Source organism: Absiella sp. AM29-15 (genome assembly GCF_003434225.1).
Classification (GTDB): domain Bacteria; phylum Bacillota_I; class Bacilli_A; order Erysipelotrichales; family Erysipelotrichaceae; genus Hoskinsella; species Hoskinsella hominis.
This window is the reverse complement of the sequence record NZ_QVFL01000006.1, coordinates 130,003-142,701: the sequence shown is the minus strand read 5'-3', so window position 1 is coordinate 142,701 and position 12,699 is coordinate 130,003. Positions and strand designations below refer to the sequence as shown.

The 12,699-nt window shown below is 27.8% G+C and carries 15 protein-coding genes and 2 pseudogenes; all 17 read left to right on the top strand.

All coding sequences use genetic code 11. The annotated features are described in order from the left end of the window. Positions 1–30 precede the first annotated feature (30 nt). The 17 genes and pseudogenes from DW761_RS08120 (at position 31) to DW761_RS08050 (ending at position 12,662) form a co-directional block, all read left to right on the top strand. Positions 31–504 (top strand): SMI1/KNR4 family protein, encoded by a 474-nt coding sequence (locus tag DW761_RS08120; protein WP_158550349.1) that lies wholly within the window; start codon positions 31–33, stop codon positions 502–504. 29 nt (positions 505–533) lie between these two features. Further along, positions 534–1,187: a DUF1287 domain-containing protein gene (locus DW761_RS08115; protein ID WP_117517423.1), complete on the top strand. Its 654-nt coding sequence runs from the start codon at positions 534–536 to the stop codon at positions 1,185–1,187. 22 nt (positions 1,188–1,209) lie between these two features. Further along, positions 1,210–1,383, top strand: coding sequence for a hypothetical protein (locus DW761_RS20995; RefSeq protein WP_154410900.1), 174 nt, complete (start codon positions 1,210–1,212; stop codon positions 1,381–1,383). 29 nt (positions 1,384–1,412) lie between these two features. Further along, entirely contained in the window at positions 1,413–2,621 is a 1,209-nt protein-coding gene (locus DW761_RS08110; RefSeq protein ID WP_117517529.1) for a hypothetical protein, read from the top strand. 27 nt (positions 2,622–2,648) lie between these two features. Continuing rightward, positions 2,649–3,239, top strand: coding sequence for a DUF3592 domain-containing protein (locus DW761_RS08105; protein ID WP_117517421.1), 591 nt, complete (start codon positions 2,649–2,651; stop codon positions 3,237–3,239). Between the two features lie 114 nt (positions 3,240–3,353). After that, the gene (locus tag DW761_RS08100) at positions 3,354–3,743 is read left to right on the top strand and encodes a helix-turn-helix transcriptional regulator (RefSeq protein WP_233513059.1); all 390 of its coding nucleotides are present in this window, start codon (positions 3,354–3,356) and stop codon (positions 3,741–3,743) included. Positions 3,744–4,230: 487 nt separating this feature from the next. Continuing rightward, a complete protein-coding gene (locus tag DW761_RS21640; protein WP_255412381.1) occupies positions 4,231–4,356 on the top strand; it encodes a hypothetical protein in 126 nt (41 codons plus the stop codon). A gap of 273 nt (positions 4,357–4,629) precedes the next feature. Continuing rightward, complete coding sequence (locus DW761_RS08095; RefSeq protein ID WP_117517419.1) at positions 4,630–5,004, top strand: GntR family transcriptional regulator; 375 nt, start codon at positions 4,630–4,632, stop codon at positions 5,002–5,004. A 2-nt stretch (positions 5,005–5,006) separates the two neighbouring features. Continuing rightward, complete coding sequence (locus DW761_RS08090) at positions 5,007–5,864, top strand: ABC transporter ATP-binding protein (protein ID WP_117517417.1); 858 nt, start codon at positions 5,007–5,009, stop codon at positions 5,862–5,864. A gap of 2 nt (positions 5,865–5,866) precedes the next feature. Further along, positions 5,867–6,517 (top strand): ABC-2 transporter permease, encoded by a 651-nt coding sequence (locus tag DW761_RS08085; protein ID WP_158550347.1) that lies wholly within the window; start codon positions 5,867–5,869, stop codon positions 6,515–6,517. A 146-nt stretch (positions 6,518–6,663) separates the two neighbouring features. After that, positions 6,664–6,819: pseudogene (locus DW761_RS21830) on the top strand (hypothetical protein); the annotation flags it as partial. Then, positions 6,813–7,208: a hypothetical protein gene (locus DW761_RS08075; RefSeq protein ID WP_117517410.1), complete on the top strand. Its 396-nt coding sequence runs from the start codon at positions 6,813–6,815 to the stop codon at positions 7,206–7,208. The pseudogene DW761_RS21830 and the gene DW761_RS08075, both read left to right, overlap by 7 nt. Positions 7,209–7,234: 26 nt before the next feature. Beyond that, positions 7,235–7,989: pseudogene (locus DW761_RS21825) on the top strand (TraX family protein). Positions 7,990–8,144: 155 nt separating this feature from the next. Then, a complete protein-coding gene (locus DW761_RS08065; protein ID WP_117517408.1) occupies positions 8,145–8,813 on the top strand; it encodes a response regulator transcription factor in 669 nt (222 codons plus the stop codon). After that, positions 8,810–9,802, top strand: coding sequence for a sensor histidine kinase (locus DW761_RS08060; protein WP_117517406.1), 993 nt, complete (start codon positions 8,810–8,812; stop codon positions 9,800–9,802). The genes DW761_RS08065 and DW761_RS08060 overlap by 4 nt, the downstream gene beginning before the upstream one ends. 108 nt (positions 9,803–9,910) lie before the next feature. After that, entirely contained in the window at positions 9,911–10,678 is a 768-nt protein-coding gene (locus tag DW761_RS08055) for an ABC transporter ATP-binding protein (RefSeq protein WP_117517404.1), read from the top strand. Further along, entirely contained in the window at positions 10,671–12,662 is a 1,992-nt protein-coding gene (locus tag DW761_RS08050; RefSeq protein WP_117517402.1) for an ABC transporter permease, read from the top strand. Before DW761_RS08055 ends, DW761_RS08050 begins: the two co-directional genes overlap by 8 nt. Positions 12,663–12,699 lie beyond the last annotated feature (37 nt).

Here is a 12,699-nt window from a genome sequence, read left to right as displayed (position 1 = left end):
ATAGGAACTGAACTAATAAAGGAGATAAATATGGGAATATTTGAAAAGCTAAAAAAGAAGAATCATGAATTAAAATCTTTAAAAAAAATAAATAAGGTAGATATTACTCATATTGAAAAATTATTTAATATTAGTCTGCCTAGTGACTATGTTACATTTCTATTAAAATACAATGGTGTAGTTAGTAATGACGCATTTAATGAAATCTACTTAAAGGATATAAATGAAAATGTTAATGTCGATGTTATTTATGGAATAGATACAGGGAATGATGCTTCAAATATAGAATATTGGACGAATGCTTATATTGATGATTTATTTGGAAGCACTGTTATTATTGGGGATAGTATCCAACATGGTTTCTTTGTTTTAGTTTGTGATGGGTCAAATGACGGAGTTTATTATTATGATGATTCTTATAGTCTAAGTTCATCAGATGATGAGAACAATGTTTATTTTATCGCTAATACTTTTGATGAGTTTTTTACATTATTATATAACTAATCATTGATTTAAAGGTGGTGTTATTATCAATGAAAAATAAGTATAAAGTAGGTTTAATTTTTATATCAGCTATTGTTCTGTTGTTTGTTGTTTATGTGTTATATTTTTTCAATTACATCCCACATCAAAAATATTCAAATAGCGATTTTAATATCACAACCTATAAGAGTTCACATGATGAAGATGATGATGGCATCGATGATCAAACAGATATTTTGAATAATGTAAAAGCGTATGTTAGTAGCAAGCCTAAATATAAAAGTAAATATTACGGTACAGGTTATCCCAATGATCATTTTGGAGTGTGTAGTGATGTAGTAGCTTTTGGACTAAAAGATGCTGGCTATGATTTAATGGAGTTGGTTAATCAACATGTCCAAAATCATAAAGAAGATTATGATATAGATATTATTGACAAAAATATTGATTTTAGAAGGGTGCAAAACTTGAAGATTTATTTCAAATATAACGCACAATCATTAACAACCGATATTCACCGAATTGAAGAATGGCAAGGCGGAGATATTGTCATATTTGAAAATCATATTGGTATCGTATCGGATCATCGGAATAAAAATGGTGTAAGTTTTGTTATTCATCATGCTAGTCCATACCAAAGATATTATGAAGAAGATATATTGGAGTATCGAAATGATATCGTCGGACATTATAGAATAAATTGATTTAAATTAAGGAGTAATAGCTATGGATATAATTTTAGTTATTTATGCAGTTTTAGTGTTTTTGATTGGACCTATATGGATTATCAAGAGTGTGAAAACTGATAGCCAAAATAGAATAAAAATGGTTATGACAATAATAATTGGTACTCTTTTGGTTGCAAGTGTAATTTATGCATTAATCAGTGTACTAAAATAGAATTAAATATTAAGAAAGTTGGGATGATTATGGAAAAACAGGTAATAGGATGTTCAAAGTTTGTAAAAATATTAGGGATGATAACAACTGTGGTATTTGGACTAATATGTTTAGTAACACTTATATCAGGTTATTATATTGCTGCATTTTGTTTTCTGCCTTTTGTGTTTTTAGGTGGTGCACTTTTACTAGCATGTAAAAAGCAAACGATAGTCATAGATAAAAACACACTTACTTTTAATTATGTATTAAAAAAATCAATTGAAGTACGTTATACAGAAATTAGATGTTTATTATTGATACCACTAGGAAATAGAACACAAATGGCACTGATTGATAGAGGTTATAATCGTTTAGTGACATTAGATTATGCATTTGCTAATTTAGAATTGCTTTACGAAGCTTTAGCTGAACATGGTGTAGAAATTGTTGACTTTGAGGAATTGTTAGAAAAGAAAAAAGATGTATCCAAATATGTTGGTACATTTAATGCGATTGAGCGTAATTATTATAAATCAATTGTTGAAGAGTCTAAAACAATAGAAAGAATTTCTTCAAATCACTGTGGATTTTATTTAAATAAATCTAGGAAAATTTTACGTATTCTTGGAATAGTCTTTATCGTACTCGATGTAATTGGGTTTTTAATTGGTGGAAAACTTATGATGATTATGTATGTTTTTGTAATACTTGGATCATATGCAGTATACCTATGGTATTATCCATATATTTATATTGAAACAAAGACTAAAAAAGGTGAAGAAGTCATGTTACAAATGCCATTTCTAGGTGCTGCAATTGCTTTGCTTTTAAATTTAGCGACAGCAAAAATTTTTGGGTATGATTTTATTGATTATTTAAAAATAACATTGCTTTTAACAGTTATTTTCTCCATTCTTTTTATCATTAAAACATTGCGTACAAAAGTTCCACAAAGATTTGGTCGTAAATTATCGGTTATTTTTGCAGTTTTGGTGTTCTCGTTTACAATTACATTTCCTGTCAATTTCTTATTAACGTTTGGAAAGCCAGAACATGAAACAATTGTTATTACAGATAAAGATGTCGATACGGGCAATAGTTTGACAGATTATCAATTAATTGCTTCTTGGCGTGGTGAAGAAAAGGAATTTAATGTATCGAAAAGTCAATATTTAAAAACTAATATTGGTGACAGTCGTAGAGTATGTATCCGTAAAAGTTTGTTAGGCTTAGAGTACTATAGTGTTCATGAGTAAAATTATTAAGTTCGAGGTGTTTATGTTATGGCGATTTTGGTTCATATATTAACAATTCTATTTGGTTTCGTGACGTTTGTTATTATAAAAAATAAAAGATACAAAGATGTTCCACTTGTTAGTTCTATCATGATTTTCTCTTTTGTGGGATTTGGTATGATTTCGGTTATCACTATTTTTGTCCCTTCAGGAAAATTATTAGTTTTTCCTTTGGGTTGCATTATCTTTGGGCTAATCATAATTTTGATGCTCATTAATGATGTGTATTCACTTGTTAGATGCAATGAAAAAATTAATGGTGTGTATTGTGGATACAATACTTACTATGGTGGTAATGGAGTTTCTACTCAAGCACCAGTGTTTGAATATACATATCAAGGTCATGTATATAAAGAACAAACAACTCAAAATATTTCCTACAAACAATTAACAAAAAAGATGAGAGAAGGAGAAACTTATCAAATTTATGTTGATTCAAAACATCCAGCTGTATTTATTCTTCAAAAAAAGATCAAAATGAGTTCTATTGTCGTAGCATTTTTTGGAATTCTATTTTTAGTAGGTGGAATAGTTACTCTCTATGATGCATTTCCATACTTTTTAAAGATTATGAATTAAATATTTTTTTAATTAGAGGTTTGTAAAAGGTGTTTGACAAACAAATTTCATGTTGACATGTATATTGATGAATTAAGATACATTAAGATATGAGATGAAAGGAGAGAGAAGAAGATGGATGTTAGAACAAAGTTGAAAAAAGCAAGGAAGAATTATGGTCTGTCACAGGATGACCTAGCACTTAAATTATTTTTATCGAGGCAAACAATCTCTAATTGGGAGACGAATAAAACGTTACCAGATATTAAAAGTCTAATTAATATATCCTATATCTTTAATGTATCTTTAGATAACTTATTAAAAGAAGATTTGGAGGAAATGAAGAAAATGGTTGATAAAGGATTTGTTAAAAGATTTAATAAGCTCAGCATCTTGTTTTTTAGCGAATTAGTTCTATTGGCGGTTACGGCATATCCATTGTTTATGGAGGGTGTTCTAGGTTTCTCTACATGGTTTATTTTATTTTTGGTAACACTTTATACATCTAGTAAAGCCGAGAATTAAAAAAAAGAAAATGATTTACAAACATATAAAGAAATTATTGCTTATATTGAAGGAAATACACTAAGTCATGATGAGATAGAACAAGAAAAGGGTAAGAGGTCATATCAAACGATTGCATTTGTATTACTGGTTGGTATAACTACATTTATAATCATGCTTATCTCTATATTGATTTGCCATCAAGTTTTATGATATCTACACCTAAAAGCGTAAAAGAAGATAAGTATTTTGGTGAAGTGGATTAAAATTCTATTTGTTAAAGAGCTTTGACAATATTTTAAAGGTCTTTGAGGTTGCGTATTAAGATTTATATAATTGATTACGATGAAAAAAGCGAAAAGTGAATTTAGAGAAGAATATTTTAACATTTAGAAAAAAGTTAAGACTTTCTTAAGAAAAGTTAGGCAATGTAATTAGAGTAACTCGTCAAACTATTTCTAATTGGGGGTGTAGTTTGCTAATACTAGATGCATATTAATTGCTAGCGTTGGCTAAGGCACTACAGGTAAGTTTGGATACGCTTGTAGGTAATTTATTAGAATCTCTAGATATTGAAAAAGTAAATACTGTAGAAGAAATTAAAAACGCAAATTGCTTATTGAATTTGTTTTAATGATTTCAATTGGTAATATTTTTATTTTTTTAAAAAATGCTTCGATAAATATCTGATTGCTAGAAGCATTAGATGTTTTGTATGTGGGTTGAGCAATTACCTGCTTCATAAGTACGTATTAAAATCAATCTAATAACTAGGATACTGTGGGTTCAGTTTTATTAACTGAACTTTTTATTTTTACTGTATATAATATATATTGACAGTATTGATAGTTAGGTATATACTGTCTATGTAAGATATATACAGTATATAAAATTACGAGGTGAAAAAATGGAAATTATACTTAGTAGCTCGAGTTCTAAACCAATTTATGAACAAATCGTCATACAAATTAAAGAAATGATCATGAATGGTGAACTCAAAGCGAATGATCCTTTACCTTCGATGCGCAAGTTGGCCAAGGATTTACATGTTAGTATTATTACAACGCAAAGAGCTTATGATGAATTATCAAAAGATGGATTTATCCATGTTATTCCCGCAAAAGGAGCATTTGTATCTAAACAAAATAAAGATTTAATTCGAGAAGAAAATCTACGCAGAATTGAAAAGCAAATGGATGACATATGTTTGTTGGCAAAACAAAGTGGAGTAACTATGGATGAATTGGAAAAAATACTTCATTTGATGTATGAGGAGAGTTAATTATGGAAAATGCAATTGAAATTAAAAATCTAAGTAAAAGTTATGAGGATTTTTGTTTAAATAATATAATATTAAATATTCCCAAAGGAAGCATTGTCGGTTTGATTGGAGAAAATGGGGCTGGTAAATCAACATTAATTAGTTCGCTATTAGGGATTATAAAATCTTCTTATGAGGAATTAAAAATATTTGGAATGGATTTTAAAACAGATGAAATTCAAATAAAAAAAGATATTGCGGTGATATTTGATACCACACACTATGATGATGAGTTTACTCCAAAGTTTATAGGACAAATATTGAGTAAGGTTTATTCAAATTGGGATCAAGCAACTTATCTTAAATATATTCATCAATTTAATTTACCAATGAAAAAGAAAATCAAAAAGTTTTCTCGTGGTATGAAAATGAAATTAGAATTTGCGATTGCATTTAGCCATGATGCAAAACTATTGATATTAGATGAAGCAACTAGTGGGTTAGATCCAATAATTCGTGATGAGATTTTATCAATTATTCGTGAGTATACAGAAGATGAAAATCATACAGTATTGATGTCTTCACATATAACAAGTGATTTAGATAAGATTTCGGATTATATTGCTTATATTCATGAAGGCGAGCTTTTATTTATGAAGCCATATGATGAGCTAAGAGAAGAGTATGGCGTTCTTCATGTGGGTAAAGAATTATTAGATTCATTAAATCGAGAAGATATCATTGGATATACTAAAGGAGCCTATAGTTATACTATATTAGTTAAAAATCGTTTGGCAATACAAAGCGTTTTTAAAGATCTTGAAATTATGAGGCCAACGGTTGAAGAAATTATGTTGTTTTATGCAAAAGGGGGATGCTAAGTATGCTAGGGATTATGTTAAAAGATTTTTATGAAACATTTTGTATAAAGAAGAATCTATTAGGATTTGTATTTAGTATTTTATTGTATTGTTTTATTTTCTTTTTGATGCCAAGTGAATATATTATTATACTTTTAGTAGCATTATCAGTTCCAATGATGAGTGTCTCGCCATTACAGTATTCTATTGAAAGAGATGAAATTTCAAAATTTGATCAAATTTTGCTGACATATCCAATATCTAAAAAACAAATTGTAATTACTAAAATTTTAGAGACATATATTTTTACTGCTATATGTCAATTAGTGCTTTCTTTACCGATTATATTGATGTCTGTTTATGGGTATCATATTTTAGATTTGCAAGAAGGATTACTTATATTGTCAGTAGGGATTATTTTTTCTTTAATTATGTTACCAATTAATAATGCTGGATTTATGGCGCTTGGAAATAAAAAAGGAGCGATTATGTATGTAATTTTACTTGTTGCTTTTGTAATTGGATTTATTGCTTTAAACTTTGTAGTAGGAATAGAACAGTTATTGCTTATTCCTTTAAATAATTGGTTGTTATATGGTAGTATTTTAGCAGTTATATTAAATATCTTAGGATATTTTGCTTGTTTGAAAATATATGATATAAAACATTCTTAAAAGAAGTGGTAAATCTGTTTTGATGAAAGAATAGATTAACTATTTGGGAGTAATTTCAAGATTATCTTTATTAATTTTATAGATCTTTCTTTTGAACATTTAAAGAATATTGGTACTATGTCAAGAAAAAGTACCAAGTATCAAATTGGAAGAATGGAAAAAGTTATCCTGATTTGGAGATGATTATCAAGATTAGTAATCATTTTAATATTTCTGTCGATAACTTATTGAAACAAGACCATCAAATTGTATCAAAAATAGATTTTCAAAAAAGAAATCAAGAGTTTATTTTGTTATGTTGATCATGGTTTTAGTTATAAGTATTTTAATTGTTATGGGCATATATTCTTACTATAAAGAAAGTAATGCGGTTGCCTTTTCAATGAATAGAGATGAAACTTATAATGCTAGTGAAACTAGTAAATCAGAATTAAAAGTAGCAACTGGTTATTTTTCACTTGCTAAATCTGAAAAATTAAATGTAGATATAGACGCTAGTATCGATGATGGTAAAATGCATATCTATATTTTAAATGAAAATGATAAGCTTTGTTATCAACTAGATGGTCAGGATATTGCAGATTTACAAAAATTATTTTTAGAAAAAGGCTCTTATATGGTTCAAGTCGTTGTTGATGGATATAAGGAGGATGTAGTTTCGTTGAATTACGATATTAATATTCATAATTAAATAACTATCATCAGCTTAATTAAATTATGAGAAAATTATTTTCAGGAAGTACATTAAAAGTTATAGCAGTGAGTGCAATGCTGTTAGATCACTTTGGACAAGTTGTGTTAAAAAATGGTATAACATTAAAAGTACCTTACTCTATGTTTACGGACTTTCAATTTTCAAACTTATTGAATATAATTGATGTCTTACATATGATCGGTAGATTAGCATTTCCAATTTTTTGTTTTTTACTTGTTGAAGGATTTATGCATACACACAATTTAAAGAAGATTTAGCAAATTTATTAATATTTGCTGGTATCTCAGAGCTAATATACGATCTATCGTTAACAGGAAATATATTTGATGTAAGGCAGCAAAATGTATTGTTTACACTTTTAATAGGACTTCTTGTTATTGCAATTATTAAAAATAGCAGTAATAATTGGATTGTAGCTATTCCAATAATTTTAGGTGGAGCTTTTATATCATATATTTGTATGATGGATGGTTCGTATTATGGTATTGGCTTAATTAGTGTTTTTTACTTGTTTTATAATAGAATGTATTGTAAATATATTATTTCTATTATTTTTATGTTTGTTTGTGGACTAGATTTTTTAATTTGTGGATTGTTTGATGGGTATTTTTTAACTGCTGTTTTTTCGATATTACTGATAAGTTTGTATAATGGTAAAAGAGGAGTTAATTTAAAGTATTTCTTTTATATATTTTATCCCGGTCATTTATTAGGATTATATCTAGTGGCACTATGGATAGGGTGTCTATTTCAATAGAAAAGTAAATATATGTGTAATCTATTAGGTTATACATTTTTTTATTATTATAGAAATTAAATGATTTTTATACCAATTTTTTAACATATAGAATATAATATTTTATCATAATATAAAATAAATTAGATTACAAAAATATATGGAGATGGTATGAAGTGTACAAGATTATGATTATTGAAGATGATGCAGTCATTGCTCAACAAATTAAAAAATACTTACAAACATGGGATTATGATGTAGAGTGTGCTTGTTGTTTTAATCATATTATGGATGATTTTTCACAGATGAATCCAGATTTGATTTTATTAGATTTAACATTGCCATACAAAAATGGATTTTATTGGTGTAATAAAATACGAAAGATTTCTAAAATACCGATTATGTTTATATCATCGGCTACTGATAATATGAATATTGTCATGGCTATGAATGCTGGGGCTGATGATTTTATTTCTAAACCGTTTGATCTTAATGTGTTACTTGCAAAAATACAAGCTTTATTAAGGAGAAGTTATGATTTTACTTCTCAAATGAATTATTTAGAATATAAAGGGGTTCGATTGAACTTAGGAAATAGTGTTGTAAGTTATGAGGGTAAAAGTGTTGAACTGACAAAAAATGAAAGTAAGATTTTAAAAATATTATTAGAATACAAAGATGAAATCGTGGAAAGAGATACTTTGATGGAGTATCTATGGCAAACGGACTGTTATGTGGATGATAATACGTTATCGGTCAATGTCAATCGTTTAAGAAAAACCTTAGAAAAGATCGGTATTCATGATTTGATTAAAACAAAGAAAGGGATTGGATATATCCTATGAAGTGGTGGTCACTGATTAAACCTTATTTAAGGGAACGAAGTTTTTATATTATCACATTGTCTATTTTTATTGTTATTTATTGTGGTGTTTATTTTGTTTATGATATTGAATTACAAGCTGTATTTTATGCTACATATTTAGTTTTATTTATATTAGTTATTGTTGCTTGTATAGATTTTTATACTTATTATCGAAAGTATCAAGAATTAAAATTAATGAAGCAAAATGTATTGGTATTTAATAATCCTAGCTATAAGTTAGGATTATTCGATAAAGAGTATCTAGATGTTGTTGAGGAAATAAAAAGATTATATTATGAAAATGATGGAATCACTAATCAACAGTTTAAAGATTTAGAAGATTATTTTACTTTGTGGGTTCATCAAATTAAATTACCTATCTCCGCTATTAAATTATTGTTAGAAACGGAAAAAGTGCCGGATAAAAAACTTTTAAAATCTGAACTTTTACGTATTAATCAATATACAGATATGGTATTGGCTTATTTAAGAATGCGAAGTATCGATACCGATTATGTCTTTGAAATTTATGAATTAGATGATTTAATTCGTCAAGCTATTCGTAAATTCTCAACTGAATTTATTCGAAAAAAGCTTCAAATTCAATTTGATGAAACACATATAAAAGTATTAACTGATGAAAAATGGCTTGTCTTTGTCTTAGAACAATTACTATCTAATGCAATTAAATATACAAATCAAGGGTACGTTCATATCTATGGAAATGATAACACCTTATATATTGAAGATACCGGAATAGGTATTGATGCTTCAGATTTACCTAGAGTATTTGATAAAGGATTTACAGGATATAACGGTCGTAGTGATAAAAAAGCATCTGGATTAGGTTTATATTTATGTAAGAATATTATTGATAAGTTATCTCATAGATTAGAATTAGAATCACAAGTTGATAAAGGAACAAAGGTTATTTTACATCTTGAGCGTAAGGATTTAAGAGTAGAATAGCCTTTTCTTACAAAAATGTCCAAAATGATATCAAAGTGTAAGATAAATCGATGGCTAACAATCGTTGTATTTTTTATACTTGGAGATGTAAAAAGGAGGAATTGAAATATGATGTTATTAAAAGTTAAAAATTTAAAAAAGATATATGCTACTCGATTTGGAGGACAAAAGATAGAAGCATTAAAGAATGTTAATTTAGAAGTAGAAAATGGCGAATATGTTGCAATCATGGGTGAATCAGGGAGTGGGAAGACGACCTTGTTGAATATGTTAGCTGCTTTAGATAAACCAACTAATGGCCAAATTATTTTAAATGGAAGAAACATTGTCGATATTAGTGATAAAGATATTTCTGCTTTTAGAAGAGAACACTTAGGTTTTGTATTTCAAGATTTCAATTTATTAGATACCTTTTCTTTGAAAGATAATATCTTCTTACCATTAGTTTTATCGAAAACAAATTACAAAGAAATGGAAAATTGTATCGTTCCTATTGCAAAAGATTTAGGAATTAGTGATTTATTAGAAAAATATCCTTATGAAGTATCTGGAGGACAAAAACAAAGATGTGCAATAGCAAGAGCGTTAATCACAAAGCCAGAACTAATATTAGCAGATGAGCCAACAGGAGCACTTGATTCAAAATCTACAAATGATTTATTGACACTGTTTAATAAGATAAATGAAAATGGACAAACAATTATTATGGTGACCCATTCAACGTTGGCAGCCAGTCATGCTAGTCGTGTGTTGTTTATCAAAGATGGAGAAGTTTTCCATCAAATTTATAAAGGAACTAAAACAAATGAAGAAATGTATCAAAGTATCTCTGATACATTAACATTATTGGCTACAGGTGGTGTTAGAAATGAATAAACTTTTTTATCCTAAACTAGCACTTACAAATATTAAGAAGAACAGTAAAACTTACATACCATTTTTGTTAACGTGTATCATAACGATTGCTTTGTTTTATGATATATGCTCATTAGCTGGTAATAGCGGATTAGATTCTATGCCAGGTGCGGGTGAAATGAGAATGATGTTAATACTTGGAACTTATGTAGTTGGGTTCTTTGCAATTATTTTCTTGTTTTATACAAATAGTTTCTTAATGAAACGTAGAAAAAAAGAATTTGGTTTATTTAACATATTAGGAATGGAAAAAAGACATGTGTCTTTGATTATTGCTTATGAAACATTATTAACAGCAGTTATTAGTTTGTCATTAGGCTTTCTGATTGGTATTTCTTTAGATAAACTTTTATTTATGGCAATTGGAAAAATGTTTGATTCTAATATAACTTTAGGCTTCTATATTTCATCAAGTGCAATAAAAACTTCATTGATTTTATTTGGCCTTATTTTCTTATTCATGTACTTGAATTCTATTCGACAAATTAAGCTCGCAAATCCAATTGAACTTCTTCATAGTACAGAGTATGGAGAAAAAGAACCAAAGTCGAAATGGATCATGACAATTTTAGGAATCGTGTGTTTATCGATAGGATATTATATTTCCTTAACAACGAAAAATCCGATAACTGCGATGATGTTGTTTTTTGCTGCGGTCATCTTAGTTATTATTGGTACTTATCTATTATTTACTGCAGGAAGTGTAACGTTATTAAAAGCATTAAAAAAGAATAAAGGATATTTCTACAAACCAAATCATTTTATTAGTGTATCAGGTATGATTTATCGTATGAAACAAAATGCAGCAGGACTTGCCAATATTTGTATACTATCAACAATGGTATTGGTAATGATTTCTACAACCTTTAGTTTATGGATTGGTATTGATGATTTAACTAGACAAAGATATCCAAGAGAAATTGTTGCTTATACAAATGCGAATGAAGATGATATACAAACGATTCGTGATGTGTCAGATCAACTTCTTAAAGATAAGAATCTTGAAAAAGAGAATATACTAGATTATAGATATGTGGAATTTACAGGTTATCAAAAAGAGCAATCCATACTTACAGATAGAAAAAATATTTATGCGAATATGACAGATGCAATTTGTACAGTAATGGTTACAGATTTAGATGATTATAACCAAAGTATGAATACAAATTATACACTCAATGAGAATGAAATATTACTGTATGGCAATAGAAAAGAATTTGAATACGATCAATTTGAAGTATTTGACTATAAATTTAAAGTAAAAGAACAAGTTGATGAATTTATGGGAAATGGTAATTCGGCAGCGAATGTTGCATCAGGATATTTCATCGTTGTAAAAGATGAAACAATTGTAAATGATATTTATCGATTACAAAAAGAAGTATATGGTGATTATGCCTCTAATTTATATAATTATTATGGATTTGATATAGATGCATCGGATACTGTAATCAAGGAATACTATCATTCATTGGTAAGAAATCTAGGAGATGTTGGACTTGAGGGTTATGATGTTGAATGTAAAACAATAAGCTATGCAGGATTTATTGCATTGTATGGAGGATTCTTATTCATCGGTATTTTCTTAAGTATTCTATTTATCATGGCTACAATTTTGATTATTTACTACAAACAAATTACGGAAGGTTATGAAGATAAAGAAAGATTTGAAATTATGCAAAAAGTAGGAATGGACCATAAACTTGTAAAGAAATCTATCAATTCACAAGTATTAACTGTATTCTTTTTACCATTAGTTACAGCGGTTATTCATTTAGCATTTGCATTTCCAATTGTAAGCAAACTACTTTCTATGTTGATGTTATCAGATATTGAATTGTTTATATATTGTACATTAGGTTGTATTGGAGTATTTACATTAGTTTATATATTCATTTATTCAATTACAGCGAAGTCATATTATTCTATTGTAAAAAGAAATTAGTAGATATTAACAGGTCAATATAAAAGGAAGGTATGAT